The 20,346-nt window shown below is 61.6% G+C and carries 19 protein-coding genes; 13 read left to right on the top strand and 6 right to left on the bottom strand.

From position 1 onward, the window contains the following. Nucleotides 1-336 precede the first annotated feature (336 nt). Nucleotides 337-1,488: a M14 family metallopeptidase gene (locus BMY45_RS20180; RefSeq protein WP_092400619.1), complete on the top strand. Its 1,152-nt coding sequence runs from the start codon at nt 337-339 to the stop codon at nt 1,486-1,488. 66 nt (nt 1,489-1,554) lie between these two features. On the opposite strand, the gene BMY45_RS20175 is transcribed toward BMY45_RS20180, so the two are convergent. Further along, nucleotides 1,555-2,091: a cytochrome b gene (locus BMY45_RS20175; RefSeq protein ID WP_092400617.1), complete on the bottom strand. Its 537-nt coding sequence runs from the start codon at nt 2,089-2,091 to the stop codon at nt 1,555-1,557. Then, the gene (locus BMY45_RS20170) at nt 2,088-3,170 is read right to left on the bottom strand and encodes a catalase family peroxidase (RefSeq protein WP_092400615.1); all 1,083 of its coding nucleotides are present in this window, start codon (nt 3,168-3,170) and stop codon (nt 2,088-2,090) included. Before BMY45_RS20170 ends, BMY45_RS20175 begins: the two co-directional genes overlap by 4 nt. Nucleotides 3,171-3,333: 163 nt before the next feature. Between BMY45_RS20170 and BMY45_RS20165 the strand changes: the two genes are divergently transcribed. Next, nucleotides 3,334-3,840, top strand: coding sequence for a sigma-70 family RNA polymerase sigma factor (locus BMY45_RS20165; protein WP_092400613.1), 507 nt, complete (start codon nt 3,334-3,336; stop codon nt 3,838-3,840). Then, complete coding sequence (locus BMY45_RS20160) at nt 3,837-4,589, top strand: anti-sigma factor family protein (RefSeq protein ID WP_092400611.1); 753 nt, start codon at nt 3,837-3,839, stop codon at nt 4,587-4,589. The genes BMY45_RS20165 and BMY45_RS20160 overlap by 4 nt, the downstream gene beginning before the upstream one ends. Nucleotides 4,590-4,716: 127 nt before the next feature. Here BMY45_RS20160 and BMY45_RS20155 read toward each other — a convergent pair whose 3' ends face one another. Continuing rightward, nucleotides 4,717-5,553, bottom strand: coding sequence for an IclR family transcriptional regulator (locus BMY45_RS20155; RefSeq protein WP_092400609.1), 837 nt, complete (start codon nt 5,551-5,553; stop codon nt 4,717-4,719). 245 nt (nt 5,554-5,798) lie between these two features. Between BMY45_RS20155 and BMY45_RS20150 the strand changes: the two genes are divergently transcribed. The 8 genes from BMY45_RS20150 (at nt 5,799) to BMY45_RS20115 (ending at nt 14,037) form a co-directional block, all read left to right on the top strand. Continuing rightward, complete coding sequence (locus tag BMY45_RS20150; RefSeq protein ID WP_092400607.1) at nt 5,799-6,824, top strand: ABC transporter ATP-binding protein; 1,026 nt, start codon at nt 5,799-5,801, stop codon at nt 6,822-6,824. Then, complete coding sequence (locus BMY45_RS20145; RefSeq protein ID WP_092400605.1) at nt 6,821-7,690, top strand: ABC transporter permease; 870 nt, start codon at nt 6,821-6,823, stop codon at nt 7,688-7,690. Before BMY45_RS20150 ends, BMY45_RS20145 begins: the two co-directional genes overlap by 4 nt. Before the next feature lie 6 nt (nt 7,691-7,696). Then, complete coding sequence (locus tag BMY45_RS20140; protein WP_092400603.1) at nt 7,697-8,491, top strand: ABC transporter permease; 795 nt, start codon at nt 7,697-7,699, stop codon at nt 8,489-8,491. Nucleotides 8,492-8,498: 7 nt separating this feature from the next. Next, nucleotides 8,499-8,789, top strand: coding sequence for a (2Fe-2S)-binding protein (locus BMY45_RS20135; RefSeq protein WP_092400601.1), 291 nt, complete (start codon nt 8,499-8,501; stop codon nt 8,787-8,789). Nucleotides 8,790-8,943: 154 nt separating this feature from the next. Next, nucleotides 8,944-10,299 (top strand): FAD/NAD(P)-dependent oxidoreductase, encoded by a 1,356-nt coding sequence (locus tag BMY45_RS20130; protein ID WP_092400599.1) that lies wholly within the window; start codon nt 8,944-8,946, stop codon nt 10,297-10,299. Beyond that, nucleotides 10,296-11,411 carry an NAD(P)/FAD-dependent oxidoreductase gene (locus BMY45_RS20125; protein WP_092400597.1) on the top strand — a complete coding sequence of 372 codons (1,116 nt, stop codon included), beginning with the start codon at nt 10,296-10,298 and terminating at the stop codon, nt 11,409-11,411. The genes BMY45_RS20130 and BMY45_RS20125 overlap by 4 nt, the downstream gene beginning before the upstream one ends. 18 nt (nt 11,412-11,429) lie before the next feature. Next, nucleotides 11,430-12,491: an ABC transporter substrate-binding protein gene (locus BMY45_RS20120; protein ID WP_092400595.1), complete on the top strand. Its 1,062-nt coding sequence runs from the start codon at nt 11,430-11,432 to the stop codon at nt 12,489-12,491. Between the two features lie 193 nt (nt 12,492-12,684). Further along, nucleotides 12,685-14,037, top strand: a complete 1,353-nt coding sequence (locus tag BMY45_RS20115; protein ID WP_092400593.1) for a leucine-rich repeat-containing protein kinase family protein — start codon at nt 12,685-12,687, stop codon at nt 14,035-14,037. A gap of 99 nt (nt 14,038-14,136) precedes the next feature. On the opposite strand, the gene BMY45_RS20110 is transcribed toward BMY45_RS20115, so the two are convergent. After that, a complete protein-coding gene (locus BMY45_RS20110; protein ID WP_092400591.1) occupies nt 14,137-14,841 on the bottom strand; it encodes a YebC/PmpR family DNA-binding transcriptional regulator in 705 nt (234 codons plus the stop codon). A 220-nt stretch (nt 14,842-15,061) separates the two neighbouring features. On the opposite strand from BMY45_RS20110, the gene BMY45_RS20105 reads away from it, so the two are divergent. Both BMY45_RS20105 and BMY45_RS20100 read left to right on the top strand, forming a co-directional pair. Then, nucleotides 15,062-16,468, top strand: coding sequence for a type VI secretion system Vgr family protein (locus BMY45_RS20105; protein ID WP_092400589.1), 1,407 nt, complete (start codon nt 15,062-15,064; stop codon nt 16,466-16,468). Between the two features lie 106 nt (nt 16,469-16,574). After that, nucleotides 16,575-17,123: a cytochrome b gene (locus tag BMY45_RS20100; protein ID WP_092400587.1), complete on the top strand. Its 549-nt coding sequence runs from the start codon at nt 16,575-16,577 to the stop codon at nt 17,121-17,123. A gap of 6 nt (nt 17,124-17,129) precedes the next feature. Here BMY45_RS20100 and BMY45_RS20095 read toward each other — a convergent pair whose 3' ends face one another. Next, entirely contained in the window at nt 17,130-18,038 is a 909-nt protein-coding gene (locus BMY45_RS20095) for a 1-aminocyclopropane-1-carboxylate deaminase/D-cysteine desulfhydrase (RefSeq protein WP_092400585.1), read from the bottom strand. Nucleotides 18,039-18,237: 199 nt separating this feature from the next. Then, the gene (locus BMY45_RS20090; RefSeq protein WP_092400583.1) at nt 18,238-20,277 is read right to left on the bottom strand and encodes an oxidoreductase; all 2,040 of its coding nucleotides are present in this window, start codon (nt 20,275-20,277) and stop codon (nt 18,238-18,240) included. Between the last annotated feature and the right edge of the window lie 69 nt (nt 20,278-20,346).

The following is a 20,346-nucleotide window of genomic DNA, read 5'->3' as shown; positions in this document are numbered from 1 at the left end:
TGGAATATCTCCTCATCAGGCTAATCACGGTTTTTGACCCGGCTTTTTGCCGGGTCTTTTTTTGCCGATTTTTCGGCTTATGGCTTCAGGCTAATGAAGTCTTTTGGGTGTCGCTCATTCAATGGCGGCGATGATAGCAAATGAATATCCCTTTTCAAGCACTCCACGCCGTACCGACGAAAACTATCGACAGGCAGCACTTGAGAATCAATCGCGGACTCACTAAGCTCCAATAGCGTCCAGGGAGGACGCCCCCTCTTTTCTGTCACGCAAATCGTCCCCGACATCCTCCTCCTTGCGTGTAAAGTAACGGTCATAAAATCCATCACAGGAACCGTGACCGTGGCTAAATCTTCCTTTGATATCAGCGCCAATTTCGACAGCGGCAACATCGAGATCGTCGACATCAGCAATCCTTTGCAATCACTGCTGAAGATCAGACCCGACACCCGTAGCGCCCACTTCCAGTGGTTCCACTTCAAGGCCAGTGGCTTGCATGTCGGCCAGGAATATTCCTTTCGTTTGCTCAATGCCAGTCAATCGTCCTACAACAAGGCATGGACGGGTTACCAGGCCGTCGCCTCTTATGATCACGTCAACTGGTTCCGTATTCCCACACAGTTCGAAGGCGACGCCCTGCGCTTTCACTTGGAAGCCGAACAGTCTCATGCCTGGTTTGCCTACTTCGAACCCTACAGCCGCGGTCGCCACGACTGGTTGATCGAGCAGGCACTGCACAAGGCCGGGACCGAACTGCTGGCCATTGGCAAAAGCGTGGAAGGCCGCGACATTCAACTACTGCGCAAGGGCAGCGGTGCCGAAGGTCGACGCAAGGTCTGGATCATCGCCCAGCAGCATCCCGGCGAACACATGGCCGAGTGGTTCATGGAGGGCGTGATCGAACGCCTGCAACATCAGGACGACACGCGCTTGAACCGACTGCTCGCCAAGGCCGATCTGTATCTGGTGCCCAACATGAATCCTGACGGTGCCTTCCACGGCCATCTGCGTACCAATGCCATGGGTCAGGATCTCAACCGCGCGTGGCAGAACGCCAGTCCGGAAATCAGTCCTGAGGTATTTTTCGTCCAGCAGCAAATGGAAAAATACGGCGTAGATTTGTTCCTGGACGTTCACGGCGACGAAGAAATCCCTCACGTCTTCACCGCCGGTTGCGAAGGCAACCCCGGCTACACGCCACGCATTGCCGAACTTGAAGAGCGCTTTCGCAGCGATCTCAAGCACCAGACCAAAGACTTTCAGACCGCTCACGGCTATACCCGCGACGCACCGGGCCTGGCCAACATGACCCTGGCCTGTAACGCAGTCGGCCAAAAATACGATTGCCTGTCCCTGACCCTAGAGATGCCGTTCAAGGATCATGACGACCACCCGGATCCGCGCACCGGCTGGTCCGGCAAGCGTTCGATGCAACTGGGCAAAGATGTATTGAGCACCATTGAGACCATGGTTGACGAATTGCGTTAATCCAACGACCTGATCAACCCTTGTCCAAGGTGGATACCCTGGGTGGGAGCTTTGCTCCCACAATCATCAGCCTTTGCCACGCAACATACTGTCCAACACCTCATCCCGACGCACCCAACCATGAAACAGTGCCGCCGCCAGATGCACCAGCACGGTCAGGAACAATAGATAAGCCAGGTAGCCGTGAGCCTTGCGCAACAGTGCGAAAGTCTGGGCATCCGCCGGTACGATGGAAGGCAATTGCAGGGAGCTACTGAGCATCACCGGGTCTCCCGCCGCTGAAATCATGCCCCAGCCCAACAATGGCAAAATCAACATCAAGGCATACAGCAGAGCATGGGAGGCCTTGGCCGCCAACGCCTGCCAGCCTGGCAGATCGGCCGGCAAGGGCGGTTGGCGCGTCGTAAAGCGCACCACCAGGCGCACGATCACCAGCAGCAAAATCGCGATGCCCAAGGGCTTGTGCAACTGAAGCAGCCATTCATGGCGCTCGGACACCGAGGCCACCATGCCCGCGCCGATAAAGAGCATGGCAATGACCATCAATGCCATCAACCAGTGCAGCAGTCGCGCCAGCGGTGCGAAGTGTCGAGGGGTGCTCATGGGCGGGACTCCTGGTTGGCGGGCAATTGACTGACTTCGCTGGTGCGCCGCAAGTACGAGCTGGCATACGCGGCAGAGCGCGCCGCCAAAAGCGGGTCTTCTGAACCTTCGATGCCGTTGGGCAAAATCAGCGGGTCATAGTTGATGTCGCGGCATTCGCCGTCGTCCTGCGACTGAGTGCGCTCCAGCACCAGCGTACCGGCGTTGAGCACCTTTCGATCTTCGGGCCAGGCTTTGCTGGCGTCATTCACCGGATCGCCCGGATTGGCCAAAGTGATATTCAGCTGCCAGCGCAACGGCCCCGCAGCCAGGCGCTTCACCAGATCCTGTTCCAGAAAGTCGGCGCCCTGGGGTGGCGTCACTTGCGTGCCATCCACGGCCACTGGCACTACGCCCCACCGCACCGCCTGGCGCTGTCCCGCAGGATTGACCAGATAGAACGCATTGATGCCGTTGTAGGTTTCGGTGGCATAGCTGGCCGATGGCTTCGCGGTCTTGATCCATTGCAGGAACGGTTTGGCTTCCGGGTGCGCGGCAAAGAAGGCGGGTACGGCCGCAGGGTTGGGTTTACCCGTGGCCGGATCCGGCGATTGGGCCTGTTGCAACTGATAGAACGCTTCGGGCGTGCCCACCGGAAACACCGGCATGCTGTTCATGCCGGTACGCCACTGCTGCCCGTTGGCCTGGGTGAAGCGCAGCGCCAGACTGCGGATCGGCACGCTGTTGTCCGGCGCGTAGGGGTTGCCGCTGGGCAAGGCAAAGCGCCCGACGACCGGCGTGCGCGGCTCCATGAAGACTTGGGCACTGGAATAGGGGCGAGCTTCACCGCTGCTTTGGAAATAGCCCGCAACGCAAACCCCTTTGGAGTGATTACGACGAAAGCCGGGGTGCACGCCGTTGTTCTTTTCCAGCACATTGACCAACGCATTCGGCGTCAGGCGTTGTGGGTCAAGGGTTCCATTGACGTAGGCAAATGTCCCGGCCAACGCGGCGACAATCACGGCGATGCCGGTCAGGCGCAGCGCCAGGCTGGTGGCACCTAACGGCGGCCGGCTCGGTTCAGAGGAAGGGTCAACCATGACGAAGCTCCAAGGCCCAAGGCCATTTCTACAAAGGACCCGTCAGACGAAAGCCTGAGGGTTTTATTCCCACGCTTCGTATTTATTTTTTCCAGGCTGGAATAATCTCGTGCGCGAGTCGTCTTTCCACTCCCGGCGCAGTGACTGCCAAAGAAGCACAGCCATGAACGAACTCGACGAACAGTTGCGCACGCTCATTCCCCGACTACGGCGGTTTGCCGTGTCGTTGACGCGCAACCCCAGCAACGCTGACGACCTGGTGCAAGCATGCCTGGAGCGGGCATTGTCAAAATGGAACGACAAGCGGGCCGACGGCGATCTTCGGGCCTGGCTGTTTTCGATTCTTTATCGACAGTTTCTCGATAGCCATCGTCGTTCCCGGCGCTATGCCCGCATGCTGGAATTTTTTACCGGCCGCGACGACGCTCACCCTTCGGCCGAGCGCAGCGTGATCGCCCAAACGTCCCTCGAGGCGTTCGATCAACTGTCGACCGAACAACGCGCGCTATTGCTGTGGGTGTCAGTGGAAGGCTTGAGCTACCAGCAAGTGGCCGACATCCTCGACGTACCGACCGGCACCGTAATGTCACGCATATCCCGCGCCCGCCAGGCCCTGCGCCAACTCAGCGACGGCGAAATCACCCGCCCTGCCCTGCGGATACTCAAATGATCAGCATGCCCCCCAGCGACAACGACCTGCACGCCTTCGTCGATCATCAACTGAGCGAAGCCGACCAGCGTCTGATGGAAAACTACCTGGCCCATCACCCGGAAGTCGCCGCCCGAGTCCAGGCCTGGCAACAGGACGCACAACACTTGCGCGCGGCCCTGAACGCAGGCCTGCAACACGCGCCCAATCCGGACCTCGACCCAATAGCGATCCGCCAACGCCTGAAACATCGGTTCCATCGTCATCTGGCCAGCGCGGCAGTGTTGCTGCTGGCCGTCAGTGTCGGCGGTTTGAGCGGCTGGAAGGCCCGGGAGATGACGCTCGTCAGCGCTATGCTGCCGATGACCGACGCCTTGCAGGCGTATCGACTGTTTGCCCAACAAGGCATCCTGCCGGCCGATTATCAAGGCAGCGACGAGAGCACCATGCAAGGCTGGCTCGACCGTTACTTCACCCGGGCCGACCGCCTGCCAGATCTGTCAGGGGCAGGATTCAAGCCGGTCAGCGGGCGATTGCTGAGCACCGAGCAAGGGGCGGCGGCGATGGTGGTTTATCAGGACCCGAGCGGCCAGAAGATCAGCTTCTATGTGCGTCCTCCGGGCCCGAAAAACTTCCTGCTACCGCGCGGCAGCCGTCGTGACGGCGAGTTGCAAGCCGAGTATTGGTCCGGGCCGGGATACAACTATGCGATGGTCATACCCAGTGATACGCCAGCGGCGCAAAAGCTCAAGCAGACCCTGAATTTCTGAGCACCGCAGATCCCCTGTGGGAGCGGGCTTGCTCGCGAAGGCGGTGTGTCAAACGACATTGATGTTGAATGTGCCAGCGCCTTCGCGAGCAAGCCCGCTCCCACAGGGGCTGGAGATGTCGTGAAATTTAACCCTGCCCAAACACCTGCGAAGGTCTGCGCAGCAGCGGGTCGAACGGGTTGATTCGCGGTCCGATCAGCGCCGCCTCGCGCTTGAGCATCTCCACCACGGTCGGCAGGCGGTCGGGCCCCAGTCGATCACTCACGGTCGCCACGCTCAACGCCGCCACGGCGCGGCCCTCCCGGTCCAGGATCGGCACGGCCACCCCGGCCATGCCTTGCAACACGCCAGTATTGCGTCCGGCGTAGCCCAGCGCGCGTACGCTCTCCACTTCCGTGCGCAGGAAGACTTCATCGTACAAATGAAAATCCTTGAGCCGTGGCAGGTTGTACTGGATCACCGTGTCGCGCTCTTCTTCCGGCAGGAACGCCAGGATCGCCAGGCTGCCCTGCCCCACGCCCAACGCCACGCGACCGCCGATGTCGCCGGTGAATGTGCGGATCGGGAAAGGACCTTCGCTGCGGTCCAGGCAGATCGCATCGAAACCACTGCGCGCCAGCAGAAATAACGAATCGCCCAGGGACGCCGACAGCCGTAGCATGGCGGGCCGCGTCAGCTCACGCAGGTTGCCGGTATTCCCGGCGCGCGCGGCCAAGGCAAAAAAGTCCAGGCTCAGGCGATAGCGTTTGCTGCGCGCGTCCTGCTCGACCATGCCTTCGTCCATCAGACTGCGCAGCATGCGGTGCGTGGTGGGTTGAGACAGGCCGATGCGCTGAGCCAATTGCGTAACCCGCTCCCCGCCCTCGATGGTTTCCCCCAGGCTGCGCAACACGGCAAACAGTCGGGAGACCGCGCCGACCCCAACTTCATTTTTTTCGTTATTCCGATCAATGGAATCTGACATTAGATTTCTCGGTAGCTAATTTACTCACCGAAGGAAACTGAAAATAGTCGTCGCTTCAGTGAAATAGTCCATTGAGCCCATCCTATTCTTCGTCCTACTCTGCGTCCATACAGGGGCGATTCGAACAACAGCGGCAGCCGACTTAACGCCGAGCGCCAACGCACCCCGCAGCATCTTTTCGTATCTGCCCATACAAAAAAGCGCGCCTTGTGGCGACGCATAACAATCTCAGGTGGAGCGCAATCATGGCTTTTGTGCAACTTGAAGGACTTGGCAAACGCTACGGCGACATCGATGCCGTGGTGGACACCCATCTCTCGGTGGAAAAAGGCGAATTCGTCTCGCTGCTGGGCCCCTCAGGCTGCGGCAAAACCACCACCTTGCAAATGATCGCCGGCTTCGTCGAAGTCAGCAGTGGGCGCATCCTGCTTGACGGTCGCGATATCACCCACGCCAAGCCCGCCAGTCGGGGCCTGGGCGTCGTGTTCCAAAGCTACGCGCTGTTCCCCCACATGACCGTCAAGGACAACGTCGCTTTCGGCCTGCGCATGCGAAAAGTGCCCGGCGCCGAGCTGCAACAACGGGTGAATCGGGTGCTCAAACTGGTGCGTCTGGACCAGCACGCCGAGCGCTACCCGCGGGAACTCTCGGGCGGCCAGCGCCAGCGTGTGGCACTGGCCCGGGCGCTGGTGATCGAGCCGCCAGTGCTGCTGCTCGACGAACCGCTGTCCAATCTCGACGCCAACCTGCGCGAGGAGATGCAGTACGAAATCCGCCGCATTCAGCGAGAAGTCGGCATCACTACATTGATGGTGACCCACGACCAATCCGAAGCACTGTCCATCAGTGACCGGGTCGTGGTGATGCAGGCCGGGCGAATCACTCAGATCGACGCGCCGTACACCCTCTACGAACACCCGCGCACCGAATTCATTTCGGGCTTCGTCGGCAAAGCCAACCTGCTGCCCGGCGAGCGCGACAGCCAGGGCAACGTTCAAGCTTGCCGCCAGGGCCACGGCCCACTGGTCTTGAGCCTGCGTCCAGAGAAAATCGATCTGTGCCAAGCCGGCTCGGGTCGGTTGCAAGGCGTCATCGTCAGCCGCTTCTTTCTCGGCAGCCAATGGCTGTACGGTGTTTCGACCAACCTGGGCGAACTCAGCGTGGTGCGCCGCAACGACGGCTGCGCGCCGCTGACCGAAGGCACGGCGGTGGGTCTTGACTGGGATCCGGCGCTGCTGCGGGTGCTGAGCGTGGACGAGGTGCCGGCATGAAACTGATCGATGCAATGCGCCGGGGAAGGCAAGGCTACCTGATGTCAGCCCCCGCCCTGGCCTGGTACCTGGGCCTGCTGGTCATTCCCTTGGGGCTGACGTTGGTGCTGTCGTTCAACGTCTTCGACTACGGCACCGGCATCGACGCGCACGCCTACACCCTCGACCACTACGCGAGCCTGCTGAGCGACCCGTACTATTACGAGATCTTTTTGCGCACATTCTGGATCAGCGCACTCACCACTATTTTGTGCGTGCTGATCGGTGTGCCCGAGGCCTATATCCTCAGCCGCATGGGCGCGCCTTGGCGCTCGATTTTCCTCATTCTGATTCTCACGCCGCTGCTGATTTCGGTGGTGGTGCGGGCCTTCGGCTGGAGTCTGCTGCTGGGTGCCGACGGGCTGGTCAACCAGACGTTGCAAGCCTTCGGTGGTTCACCGATGAAGCTGCTCTATACGCCGTTTGCCGTGGTCATCGCCCTGGTGCATGTGATGCTGCCGTTCATGATCATCCCGGTCTGGACCTCGCTGCAAAAACTTGACCCAGCCGCCGAACAGGCCGCGCTGTCCCTGGGCGCCAGCCAGTTCACAGTGATGCGCAAGGTCGTGCTGCCGCAGATCATGCCCGGCGTATTGTCCGGCACCCTCATCGTGTTCGGCCTCGCCGCCAGCTCCTTCGCCATTCCCGGCCTGCTCGGCGGGCGCCGCCTGAAAATGGTCGCCACGCTGATCTACGACCAGTACCTGTCGGAGCTGAACTGGCCGATGGGCGCGGCGATTGCCGTCGCGTTGCTGCTGCTCAACCTGCTGATCATGCTGTCGTGGAACCGGATGATCGAAGGCCGCTACAAGAAGTCATTGGGGTAACTCGTCATGTCCAGGAACGGTCCATTCGCCCTGTTGTTTCATGCCCTGGTGGTGGTGTTCATGATGGCGCCGCTGGTGGTGGTGTGTCTGGTTGCCTTCACCCCGGAAAACACCCTGAGCCTGCCCACCACGGCGTTTTCCCTGCGCTGGTTCCGTGCGGTGTTCGAACGCGCCGACTTTATCGATGCGTTCTACAACAGCCTGATCCTGGCGTTCAGCGCGGCGTCGTTGGCGACGCTGATCGCGGTGCCGGCAGCGCTGGCGATCACTCGGCTCGAATTCCCTGGCCGGGATTTTTTCAATGCTCTGTTCCTGTCGCCGATCATCATTCCGCACCTGGTGCTGGGTGTGGCGTTGCTGCGGCTGTTTGCGCTGATGGGCGTGAACGGCAGCTTCACCTGGCTGATCTTCGCCCACGTGCTGGTGATTACTCCGTATGTGCTGCGTCTGGTGCTGGCCTCGGCCATCGGTCTGGACCGCAGCGCCGAGCAGGCCGCGCAATCGCTAGGGGCCGGGCGCTTCACACTGTTTCGGCAAATCACCTTGCCGATGATTCTGCCCGGGGTAGCCGGGGGTTGGTTGCTGGCGTTCATCAACAGTTTCGACGAGGTCACCTTGTCGATCTTCGTCACGTCACCGGCCACGCAAACCCTGCCGGTGCGCATGTATGTCTACGCCACCGAATCCATCGACCCGATGATGGCGGCGGTTTCGGCGCTGGTCATCGCGCTTACGGCGCTGACCATGATTCTGCTCGACCGGGTCTATGGCCTGGATCGGGTTCTGGTGGGCAAACAATGAGGGCGCCATGGCTCTGCTGACACGACTGGCCGAGGGCGACCGCCCGGCACTGGACTTTACCCTCGACGGCAAACCGGCCATCGGTCTGCTGGGCGATACGCTGCTCACCGCTGTGCTGACCTGCAGCGACCATTTGCGCGGCAGCGACTTCAGCGCCGAGCCCCGGGCCGGTTTCTGCCTGATGGGCGCCTGCCAGGATTGCTGGGTCCGCCTGGGCGACGGCCGCCGCGTGCGCGCCTGCTCGACACTACTTGAAGCCGGCCAGCAAGTCATCCGTGAACCGGGGCGTCAGCTATGAACATTGCCGGCTGGGATGGCCTCATCGCGAGCAGGCTCGCTCCCACAAGGGATGTGCAGCAAGCATCACCATCGCGCCCCTGTGGGAGCGAGCCTGCTCGCGATGACGCCGGCGATAGCACCATCAATCCCACCGCATCGCCTGCGAGGTGGCTATGAAACCGGTAGCCATCATCGGGGCCGGCCCGGCGGGTATCCGCGCCGCCCAGACTCTGGTCGCCCACGGCGTATACCCCATTCTTCTGGACGAAGCCGCACGCGGTGGCGGACAGATCTATCGGCGACAACCGGCCAATTTCAAACGCTCGCCGGCCAAGCTGTATGGCTTTGAGGCGCACAAAGCCAGCGCCCTGCACCAAACCTTCGATGACCTGCGCGAACAGCTCGATTACCGCCCCGATACACTGGTGTGGAACGCCGAGGCCGGCCTGCTGGATACTTTGCATGAGGGCCGTGTCGCGCGCGTGGAGTACGCCAGCGTGATCGTCGCAACGGGCGCCACTGACCGAATCCTTCCCGCTCCGGGATGGACCCTGCCAGGTGTGTACAGCCTGGGCGCGGCGCAGATCGCCCTGAAGTTCCAGGGTTGTGCCATCGGCGAACGGGTGGTGTTCGCCGGCAGCGGCCCGTTGCTTTATCTGGTGGCTTATCAATACGCCAGAGCCGGCGCCAAGGTGCTCGCGGTACTCGATAGCTCGCCCTTGAGCGCCCAGGCCCGCGCCCTGCCCGGCCTGCTGGCTCAACCGGTCACACTGGCCAAGGGGCTCTACTATCGCGCCTGGCTGACCAGCCACGGCATTGCTGTGCATCAAGGTGCAAGCCTGTCGCGTATCGACGGAGAAAGGCGCGTCCAGTCCCTGAAATGGCGCAACGCCAAAGGCGAGCAAGCCCTCAATTGCGACGCGGTGGCCTTCGCCCATGGCTTGCGCAGCGAAACCCAACTGGCTGACCTGCTGGGCTGCGAATTTTCCTGGAGTCACCTGAACCGTGGCTGGCTGCCACAGCGCGACCCTGCCGGTCGCAGCAGCGTGCCAGGGGTCTACCTGGCAGGCGACGGCGCTGGAATCAAGGGTGCCGACGCTGCGGAGATAGCCGGCGAACGTGCAGCCCTGGCCTTGCTCGAAGACCTCGGCTACCTCGTCGACCCGCAGCGTTGCGCCCAACTGGAACAATCCCTGGAGCGCATCGGCCGTTTCCGACAGGGCTTGGAGCGCGCCTTTGTCTTTCCCACGGATTGGGCCGCCCACGCCGCTGACGACCTGATGATCTGCCGCTGCGAAGAGGTCAGCGCCGGCGAGATCCGCCAGGTAGTGGGCGAAGGCCATTGGGAAATCAACCGGGTCAAGGCCCATTGCCGGGTCGGCATGGGGCGTTGCCAAGGCAGAATGTGCGGCGCGGCAGCGGCGGAAATCATTGCCAGCGAGAGCGGGCGTCCGGTCGGCGAAATCGGCCGGATGCGGGCACAGGCACCGGTCAAACCCCTCCCCTTTGGCCTGGAGATCGAGCCTTGATCGAAGTGGACGTCGTGATCATTGGCGGCGGTATCGTCGGGGCCTCGGCCGCGCTGTTCCTGAGCAAAGCCGGACGCCGGGTGGCATTGCTGGAGCGAGACTTCTGCGGTTCGCACTCCAGCGGCGTGAACTACGGCGGCGTGCGGCGCCAGGGTCGACCGTTGTCACAACTGCCGCTGTCGCAACGGGCCCATGAAATCTGGAGCCAGTTGCCGCAGTTGATCGGCATCGACGGGGAGTACCAGCGCAGCGGTCACTTGAAATTGGCCCGCAGCCCCGACGACTTGCGGGCCCTGCACGACTATGCCGCCAACAGCCAGGGCTTCGGCCTTGATCTGCAACTGCTGGACCGTGACCAGTTGCGCGCCCGCTTCCCATGGGTCGGTGCAGTTGCAGTCGGAGCATCCCTCTGCCCGGACGACGGCCACGCCAACCCGCGACTGGTGTCCCCGGCATTTGCCCAAGCGGCCCGCAGGCATGGCGCACAGGTCTTGGAACAATGCGCAGTCAGTCATGTGGAACATGACGGCCAGCGCTTTGGTGTGCGTACCGAAACGGGGCTGGTGCTTCAGGCTCCCTGGCTGCTGAACTGCGCGGGCGCCTGGGCGAGTCATTTTGCCGGGCAATTCGGCGAAGCGGTGCCCATGCACGCCGGACATCCAGCGATGCTGGTCACTGAGCCTTTACCTTTGGTGATGAATGCCAGCACCGGCGTGGAGGGCGGCGGTATCTACGCCCGTCAGGTCGCCCGTGGCAATTGCGTACTGGGGGGCGGCCAGGGTTTCGCCCTGGACGATGCCCGCGCCCGACCCGGCCAGAACGCAGTGATCGACATCCTGCGCCAAGCCGTCGAGCTCTACCCTTTTTTGGAGGGTGCCCAGGCGATTCGCACCTGGAGCGGCACCGAAGGTTACCTGCCCGATCGCCAACCGGTGATCGGCCACAGCAGCACCCAACCCGGCCTGTTGCATGCGTTCGGCTTTGCCGGCGCAGGTTTTCAGATCGGTCCCGCGGTGGGCCAGGCGCTCACCGAAATCATCTGCTGCGGCGCGTCAAAAACGTCGCTGGATGCGTTTTCAATCACCCGGTTTCACTCCATCTCCGTTGCTTGATAGAGGAAGGTCGCGCCAATGAATAACGTCAAACGCAGTGCATTGTTCGGTTTCTGCTCGTTGGGTTTCTCCTGCCTGGGCGCCCTGCTCCCGGTCAGCCAGGCGCTGGCCGAGACGACGCTTTATCTGGGCATGAACGGTGGGACCATGGAGCGGCTTTATGCCGACAAAGTCTTGCCGGCCTTCGAAAAAGCCAACAACGTCAAAGTGGTGATCGTGCCCGGCACCTCCGCCGACATCCTGGCGAAAGTCCAGGCCAGTAAAGGCAACCCGCAAATGCACGTGATGTTCCTCGATGACGGCATCATGTACCGCGCCATCGCCATGGGGCTGTGCGACAAGCTCGAAGACAGCCCGCCCCTGGCGCAGATTCCGACCAAGGGCCGCATCAAGGATCAAGCCGTGGCCGTCAGCCTCGGTGTCACGGGACTGGCCTACAACACACGGTTGTTCAAGGAAAATGGCTGGAGCGCGCCCACCTCCTGGATGGACATGGCCGATCCGCGCTTCAAGGACAAACTGGTATTCCAGTCCCTGGCTTCCTCGACCTTCGGCCTGCACGGTTTCCTGATGTTCAACCGGATCCAGGGCGGCAGCGAAGCCGACGTCGAACCGGGCTTCAAGGCCTGGCCAAACACCGTCGGACGCAACGTGCTGGAATATATCCCGAGCTCCGCGAAGATCTCCGAAATGCTGCAAACCGACGAAGCCGCGCTATTCCCGTTGACGCCTACCCAAGTGACCGCGCTCAAACTCAAGGGTATGCCGGTCGAGTACGCGCAACCCAAGGAAGGCGCGGTGGTGCTTAACGTCGCTGAGTGCGCCATTGCCCAGAACACCCAGCCTGAACTGGCGCAAAAGCTCGCCGCCTTCCTGCTCACGCCCCAAGCCCAGGCCATTGCCCTGGAAGAAGGCGACCAGATCCCGTCCAACCCCACCACACCCACCACTGACAAAACCCGCGGCCAGGTAGAGGCGATGAAGCAGTACCTGGAAACGGCCATTGCGGTGGATTGGGACCAGGTCAACGAGCAACGCCCGGCCTGGAACGCGCGCTGGAACCGCAGCGTCGAACGCTAGACACGTTTGTGGGAGCAAGGCTTGCCCGCGATGAAAGCAACGCGGTCTGCGAGAAAGCGAGGTGCCTGCATCGCGGGCAAGCCTTGCTCCCACAGATAAATCCCTCGCCAAAGGGTTTTGTGTTGGGCTGATTATTGGTTAACTGTCTGGCCTCGGGCGCTACGCCCGCCCCTTGATCAGCAGCGAACCTCTCATGCACACCCTCGCTCAACTGCGCGCCGGCCAGCTATCGGGCATCAAACGGCTGGATCTGTCCTGCGGCCTGACGCAGTTCCCCCGGGAAATCTTCGACCTGGCCGACTCGCTCGAAGTCCTCAATCTCAGCGGCAACCAGTTGACTGCGCTGCCCGATGATCTGCATCGGCTGACCCACCTGCGGGTGTTGTTCTGCTCGGACAACCACTTCATTAAATTGCCCGAATGCCTGGGCCGCTGCGCGGCATTGACCATGGTCGGTTTCAAGGCCAACTGCATCGAACGTGTGCCCGGCGCTGCCCTGCCGCCACTATTGCGCTGGCTGATCCTAACGGACAACCGCATCAGTCAGCTACCGCAAGAGCTCGGCCAACGCCCGTTCTTGCAAAAGCTCATGCTCGCCGGCAACCGGTTGCAGCAGTTGCCCACGAGCCTGGGGCAGTGCCATCGTCTTGAACTGCTGCGCATCGCCGCCAACCAATTGACCGAACTGCCGCAATGGTTGCTGGAATTGCCAAGCCTGAGCTGGCTGGCCTATGCCGGCAACCCGCTGGAAACCCAGGCCAATGCCAACATCCTGGCTGGGACGACGGCCATCGACTGGTCGCAACTTTACGTGCACCAACAATTAGGCGAAGGCGCTTCGGGGGTGATTCATCAGGCGCTGTGGCAGCCCCCGGGCCAGCTAGCGCGGAACGTCGCGCTCAAGCTGTACAAAGGCCAGATGACCAGCGACGGTTCACCCTTGCATGAAATGCACGCCTGCATTACCGCAGGTCGTCATCCGAACCTGATCGACGTGCTGGGCCAGATCAACGGACACCCCGAGCAACAGGCCGGGCTGGTGATGGAGCTGATCGAGCCCAGCTACCGCAACCTGGCGGGGCTGCCGAGCCTGGCGTCCTGCACCCGCGACGTGTATGCCGACGCACTGCATCTAAGCGCTCCCGTGGCGTTGCGCATCGCCCTGGGCATCGCCTCGGTGGCGGCGCACCTGCATCGCCAGGGCATCACCCACGGCGATTTGTACGGGCACAATATTCTGTGCAATGACCAGGGCGACTGCCTGTTGGGCGACTTTGGCGCGGCGTCTTTCCACGCCACTGCCGACACGGTGCAAACCCGTGCGTTACAACGCATCGAAGTGCGGGCGTTCGGGATTCTATTGGGGGAGTTGCTGGCGCGGATCGAACCGGGGCTCAGTGCTGAGGGACTGGCAACGTTGCAGGAGCTGCAGGCGCGCTGCTGTCAGCCGCAAGTGCTGGGGCGGCCGGGGTTTGAGGAGATTGAAGGCTTACTGCGCGACTGTGGCGAGGGAGCTTGCTCCCGCTGGGCTGCACAGCAGCCCTAAACAGGCACCACGGTCTATCAGTAAAACCGCATCGCCCGGTTCACGACGGCTTCGCCGCCGAGCGGGAGCAAGCTCCCTCGCCACAAGGTCTTGTGATGCTTAACCGGCCAACCCGACAAACATGTCCTGCACGTCGTCGTGATTGTCCAGGCCCTCAAGGAACGCCTCGACTTCGGCCATCTGCTCGTCCGTCAGGCCGCTGACCGGGTTTTTCGGCTGGTAGCCGAGCTTGGCGGACAGTACGGTGAAACCTTGCTCCGGCAGCGCCTTCTGCACCGCATCGAGGTCGGAGGGATCCGTGAGGAACAGCGTCGCGCCGTCTTCGCCCGGTTCGAAATCCTGGGCACCGGCTTCGATAGCGGCCATTTCCGGATCGGCGTCCGGGCTGTCCGGAGAGGCCTCGATCATACCGACATGGTTGAAGTCCCACGCAACCGAACCCGAGGCACCCAATTGGCCCTTGCGAAACGCAACGCGAATCTCGGCGACGGTGCGGTTGATGTTATCGGTCACGCATTCGACGATCAGCGGCACCTGATGCGGTGCGAAGCCTTCGTAGGTCACACGATGGTATTGCACGGTTTCGCCGAGCTGGCCGGAGCCTTTCTTGATCGCGCGCTCCAGGGTCTCGCGGGGCATCGAGGCCTTTTTCGCCTGCTCGACCACCAGTCGCAGATGCGCATTGGTGGCAGTGTCAGCGCCGTTGCGCGCGGCAATGGTGATTTCCTTCACCAGCTTGCCGAAGATCTTGCCCTTGGCGTTGGCAGCCGCTTCTTTGTGTTTAACCTTCCACTGTGCGCCCATTACTCACTCTCTTGTCTGTCGCGCCGAGACATCTGCTGGCCGGCGCTGTGGCGCAAGTTTATACGGCCTAAACCGGCTGATCGACCAAAAAATCACCGCCGATGAATCAACATTTCCCCGACGTGCTGTAGGGAGTTTCTGAAATGGCGATTTGGCCCCCCCTTTCCTCCTACGGTTTCGTACTCTCGTGAACTTATCTCCCCAGCCAGTAAGAACCGCGATGCGCAACGAATCGGAAAGTCCTTTCAGCCTGACCCTCACGCAAAGCGATTTGCGCCTGCAAGTCCTGAGGTTTAACGGTCGCGAAGCGCTCAACCAGCCCTACCGTTTCGACCTTGAATTGATCGGGCTGTCGCCGCCGATCAATCCCGACACGTTGCTGGACCAGCCCGCCTTCCTGCGACTCGATGGCGAATCCGGCGTGCATGGCGTTGTGCACAGCGTCGGCGTGACGAGCCATGCCCCACACCGCATCGGCTATCGCTTGACGCTGGTGCCGTACCTCCAGCACCTGGAACAGGGTCCACGGCGACGGGTTTTCTACCGACTCAGCGCTGTGCAGATCCTGCATCGACTGCTGGAAGACAATGCTCTGCCGGCCCACAGCTACCGCTTTGAACTGCCCCATGGACAGTACCCGTGCCGCCCGTTCTGTATCCAGTACGAGGAGAGCGACCTGGAGTTGCTGCACCGGTTGTGTGAAGAAGAAGGCATTCATTACCACTTCGAACACACCGTTCATGGCCATGTCCTGGTGTTCGCCGAAGACCCGAAAAGTTTTCCCGCCCGTCCGGTCGAACTGAACCTGCGCCCCGATCCCGGCCAGCAACCAACCATCAGGCAGGTGTACCAGCGACACTGTACGATGACCCATGGCCTGCCGGTCGGCTTCAGTGATCGCGACACAAGCCAAGCCGGGGACAGCGCGGCCAATCACGCCTTCGAAGGTGAAAATCACGAGACGATACGCAGCAATCCGACGTTGGCTCATCGTTACCAGGCCGGCCGCCGCAGACTTGAGCGGCTGCGCTGTCGACAGCGGGAGATCCAAGGCCATAGCCACCAACCCTTCCTGCGCAGCGGCCATATCGTGCAGATCAGTGAACACCCGGAGTCCACCTTCAACGACCAGTGGCTGATCACCGATATCCAGCATCGCGGGCGGCAATTTTCCATCCTTGAAACCAACCTGTCGCCCACACCGGCGACCCGCGATTACCGCAACCGGTTTTCGGCCATCCCATGGTCCACCGTATTCAGGCCGGCCCTCAAGCATCCAAGACCCTGCATCCCCGGCTATCACCTGGCATACGTACTCGACCCTGGCGATCAGCCGACAAGCCCCGATCAACGCGGCCGTGTCACTGTCAGCCTGTGGACCCCGGATAACGAAGGCATCACGTTGCCGGTGTCACGCCTGACGCCGAACGCCGGCCCCGCCCTGAGGACCGGCAGCGTAGTGCTGGTGAGCTTTCTCGATGGTGACCCCGACCGACCGGTGCTGTGCCTGGGGGTAGGCGATGTTGGCGGTGCGCAGCCGGCTACGCAGGCGAAACCGGTGCAGGGCCAACGAGACACCAGGCTGCTATTGGACTGGCTCCTGAATCCCCCAGACCTGACACCCTGATACTGGCGAAAATGATCTGGCTCAAGCGACGCCAACAAAACGGGCTTACAGTAAGCGCGCAACGCCGCTCAAGACGGTGCTCTACCTGATGACTGGAGATACCTGCATGCCCTGGAAAAGCTCGGAAAACCGCTACAGTACCGTCACGGTGGCCCTGCATTGGCTGATGCTGATTCTACTGGCCGTGGTTTATGCCTGCATCGAACTGCGAGGGATATTCCCCAAGGGCAGTGATGGCCGGACGCTGATCAAAGAAGCTCACTTCATGCTCGGCCTGACCGTGTTTGTGCTGGTCTGGCTACGCCTGTTCGCCCGCAGCATGGGGAAGGCTCCAGCCATCTTTCCAGCCTCGCCTGCCTGGCAGACCTTCATTGCCCACCTGATGCACTGGGCGTTGTACCTGTTCATGATCGCCATGCCATTGCTGGGGTGGCTGATCACCAGTGCCGAAGGGCATCAGGTGATGTTCTATGGTTTCGACTTGCCGCTGCTGATCGATCAAGACAAAGACTTTGCCAAACAACTGGAGGGCTGGCATGAGTTGGGGGGCACCATTGGCTACTGGCTGATTGGCCTGCATGCCCTGGCGGGGCTGTACCATCACTACATCGTGCGCGATAACACCCTGCTGCGGATGATGCCCAAACGCGGTTGACGCTGGTTATTCAAACCCTCGGCGGCCTTGCAAGCCGCCGGTGTGAACGAAAATCAAGCGGGTGCCGCGGGCAAACTGTCCGGCCTCGACCCGGGCCTTGAGCAGCATCAACGCCTTGCCGGTATACAGCGGCTCCAGTTCGATAGCGTCAGTGGCGTGGATGAAGGCGACGAGTTCGGCGTCGATCCGGGCGAAGCCACCACGGCTGCCGTCGAACAACTCATAACGCGGGTTGCAAAGACCTGCTTGCCCCACGATGCTTTCGACCTGTTGCGCCACGCCGTGATTCGGAGGCACAGCCAACACGCCGTAGACCGGGCGCTCCCCCGCTTCAGCCAACACCAGCCCCGCCAGGGAGGTCCCGGTACCGCAGGCCAACCACCAGCCGTCATAATCCACCCAACGCAGCGCCGCCAATTGTTCACGGGCCCCGGCCACCCAATCCATGCAACCCTGCGCGCCGGACAATCCTGAACCGCCCTCGGGCACCGGATGCAGGTGCGGGTATTGCGCGTGCCAGGGTTGCCAGAAATCCGCAGCGTGCCGCCCTCGGTATCCGCCATAACCCAGCCAGTGCAGATCCATGCCGAACGCTTTGAGGTCAAGGACCGTCGGCGTGTCCTGGGGATGGCCGCGCAGCAGCCCGACCGTTGGGAACCCGAAGCGCTTGCCAGCCGCTGCCAGCGCATGCAGATGGTTGGAATAGACACCGCCCAGGCTCATGATCCCCTGGGCACCGGTCTCATGGGCAGCGCGCACATGGTGAACCAGCTTGAACCACTTGTTGCCGCTGATCAGGGGGTCAATCTGATCCAAACGCAGCACCGCCACTTCAACTCCGGCACGGGCGAGCCAGCCCAGATGAAGGCGTTCCAGGCGGGGTTGGGGGCGCCAGTCGAGGCAAGAAAGCAACATTGCAGCAGGCCGAGTCGGGACGAGCCGCAAGCTTAACAGCTAAGGTGCGGATGACCTCAGCGTCTGTGCTCATTGCAACCCCTTGTGGGAGCGAGCCTGCTCGCGATGGCGATGGGTCAGTAAACGCTCATGCAACTGACTAACCGCTATCGCGAGCAAGCCCGCTCCCACAGGGGGATTGTGGCTTCAATCTTGTGCCTTACAACTGCGCCGCCAATCGCGAACCCTGATTGATCGCCCGCTTGGCATCCAGCTCTGCCGCTACGTCGGCACCGCCAATGAGGTGGACGGTTTGCCCGGCATCCTCCAGACCTTGCTGCAGCTCGCGCAACGGATCCTGGCCGGCGCAGATCACGATGTTGTCCACGGCCAGCACCTGCGGCTCGCCGGTTTCACCGATGCGAATGTGCAAGCCTTGGTCATCGATTTTCAGATATTCGACGCTGTTGAGCATCTGCACCTGCTTGTTCTTCAAGCCCGTGCGGTGAATCCAGCCAGTGGTCTTGCCCAGGCCGTCGCCCACCTTGGACTTCTTGCGCTGCAACAGGAACACTTGTCGCGCCGGGGCATGGGGCTCGGCTTTGATACCCGCCACACCGCCGCGCGCCTGGAGCAGGGTATCGATCCCCCATTCTTTCCAGAACGCTTCACGGTCCTGGCTGGTGGCAACCCCTTGGTGGACCAGGAACTCCGACACGTCGAAGCCGATACCGCCGGCCCCGATCACCGCGACGCTGCGGCCCACTGGCTTGCGCTCCAGAATCACATCCAGGTAGCTGAGGACCTTGGCATGCTCCACCCCAGGAATCGCCGGCACCCGCGGCGCAATACCGGTGGCCAGGATGATCTCGTCAAAACCGCCCGCGACCAATTGCGCCACATCCACCCGCGTGTTGAGACACAGCTCGACATGGCTGGTCTGCAACTTGCGTTTGAAATAACGCAGGGTTTCGAAGAACTCCTCCTTGCCCGGCACCCGCTTGGCGATGTTGAACTGGCCGCCAATTTCGCTGGCCGAATCGAACAGCGTCACCTGATGCCCCCGTTCGGCCGCCACGGTAGCAGCGGACAAACCGGCCGGACCGGCGCCGACCACGGCGATTTTTTTCACCTGGGTGACCGGCAAGTAATTGAGTTCGGTTTCATGGCACGCCCGTGGGTTCACCAGGCAACTGGTGAGCTTGCCGCCAAAGGTATGGTCCAGACAGGCCTGGTTACAGCCGATGCAGGTGTTGATTTCATCCGCGCGCCCGGCGGCAGCCTTGTTGACGAACTCCGGATCGGCCAGGAACGGTCGCGCCATGGACACCATATCGGCGTCGCCTTCGGCCAGGATCTGCTCGGCCACTTCCGGGGTGTTGATGCGGTTGGTGGTGATCAGCGGAATACTCACTGAGCCGCGCAGTTTGGCTGTGACCTTGCTGAACGCCGCCCGAGGAACCTTGGTGGCGATGGTAGGAATCCGCGCCTCATGCCAGCCAATACCGGTGTTGATGATCGTCGCCCCGGCCTGCTCGATGGCTTTGGCCAACTGAACGATTTCATCCCAGCTGCTGCCACCTTCCACCAGGTCGAGCATCGACAAGCGAAAGATAATGATGAAATTGGGACCGACCGCCTCACGCACCCGACGCACGATTTCCACCGGCAGGCGCATGCGGTTTTCATAGCTGCCGCCCCAGCGATCGGTGCGGTGGTTGGTATGGGCCGCCAGGAACTGGTTAATGAAATAACCTTCAGAGCCCATGATCTCGACACCGTCATACTCGGCTTTCTGGGCCAGCACCGAACAGGTGACGAAATCGCTGATCTGTTTCTCGATCCCCTCCTCGTCCAGCTCCTTGGGCTTGAACGGGTTGATCGGTGCCTGGATCGCGCTCGGCGCTACCTGCTTGGGGCTGTAGGCATAGCGCCCGGCGTGAAGAATCTGCATGCAGATCTTGCCACCGGCCTCATGCACGGCACGAGTAACAATCTGGTGCTTGAGGGCTTCTTCCTCGGTGGTCAGCTTGGCCGCGCCGGAGTACACGCCGCCCTCGTCGTTCGGCCCGATTCCGCCGGTGACCATCAGCCCCACGCCGCCACGCGCGCGCTCGGCAAAATACGCCGCCATGCGCTCGAAACCACCGGGTTTTTCTTCAAGGCCCGTGTGCATTGACCCCATCAGGGTGCGGTTTCGCAACGTGGTAAAACCCAAGTCCAGCGGGGCCAGCAGGTGCGGGTAATGAGGGGCGGTCATCGATAACTCCACAACGGGCGATCACGGAAAAATGTGGAGGCTCTGTGGCTTCCATCGGTCATGCCAAAC

This window comes from Pseudomonas sp. NFACC39-1, from assembly GCF_900110355.1.
Taxonomy (GTDB): domain Bacteria; phylum Pseudomonadota; class Gammaproteobacteria; order Pseudomonadales; family Pseudomonadaceae; genus Aquipseudomonas; species Aquipseudomonas tehranensis.
The sequence above is the reverse complement of the archived record's forward strand: the minus strand, read 5'-3'. Positions and strand labels throughout refer to the sequence as shown.

Coding starts and splice junctions, on each gene's coding strand:
- BMY45_RS20175 (WP_092400617.1), bottom strand. CDS start 2,091: ATGAGCACCCCTCGACACTTCGCACCGCTGGCGCGACTGCTGCACTGG.
- BMY45_RS20170 (WP_092400615.1), bottom strand. CDS start 3,170: ATGGTTGACCCTTCCTCTGAACCGAGCCGGCCGCCGTTAGGTGCCACC.
- BMY45_RS20165 (WP_092400613.1), top strand. CDS start 3,334: ATGAACGAACTCGACGAACAGTTGCGCACGCTCATTCCCCGACTACGG.
- BMY45_RS20160 (WP_092400611.1), top strand. CDS start 3,837: ATGATCAGCATGCCCCCCAGCGACAACGACCTGCACGCCTTCGTCGAT.
- BMY45_RS20155 (WP_092400609.1), bottom strand. CDS start 5,553: ATGTCAGATTCCATTGATCGGAATAACGAAAAAAATGAAGTTGGGGTC.
- BMY45_RS20150 (WP_092400607.1), top strand. CDS start 5,799: ATGGCTTTTGTGCAACTTGAAGGACTTGGCAAACGCTACGGCGACATC.
- BMY45_RS20145 (WP_092400605.1), top strand. CDS start 6,821: ATGAAACTGATCGATGCAATGCGCCGGGGAAGGCAAGGCTACCTGATG.
- BMY45_RS20140 (WP_092400603.1), top strand. CDS start 7,697: ATGTCCAGGAACGGTCCATTCGCCCTGTTGTTTCATGCCCTGGTGGTG.
- BMY45_RS20135 (WP_092400601.1), top strand. CDS start 8,499: ATGGCTCTGCTGACACGACTGGCCGAGGGCGACCGCCCGGCACTGGAC.
- BMY45_RS20130 (WP_092400599.1), top strand. CDS start 8,944: ATGAAACCGGTAGCCATCATCGGGGCCGGCCCGGCGGGTATCCGCGCC.
- BMY45_RS20120 (WP_092400595.1), top strand. CDS start 11,430: ATGAATAACGTCAAACGCAGTGCATTGTTCGGTTTCTGCTCGTTGGGT.
- BMY45_RS20115 (WP_092400593.1), top strand. CDS start 12,685: ATGCACACCCTCGCTCAACTGCGCGCCGGCCAGCTATCGGGCATCAAA.
- BMY45_RS20110 (WP_092400591.1), bottom strand. CDS start 14,841: ATGGGCGCACAGTGGAAGGTTAAACACAAAGAAGCGGCTGCCAACGCC.
- BMY45_RS20105 (WP_092400589.1), top strand. CDS start 15,062: ATGCGCAACGAATCGGAAAGTCCTTTCAGCCTGACCCTCACGCAAAGC.
- BMY45_RS20100 (WP_092400587.1), top strand. CDS start 16,575: ATGCCCTGGAAAAGCTCGGAAAACCGCTACAGTACCGTCACGGTGGCC.
- BMY45_RS20095 (WP_092400585.1), bottom strand. CDS start 18,038: ATGTTGCTTTCTTGCCTCGACTGGCGCCCCCAACCCCGCCTGGAACGC.
- BMY45_RS20090 (WP_092400583.1), bottom strand. CDS start 20,277: ATGACCGCCCCTCATTACCCGCACCTGCTGGCCCCGCTGGACTTGGGT.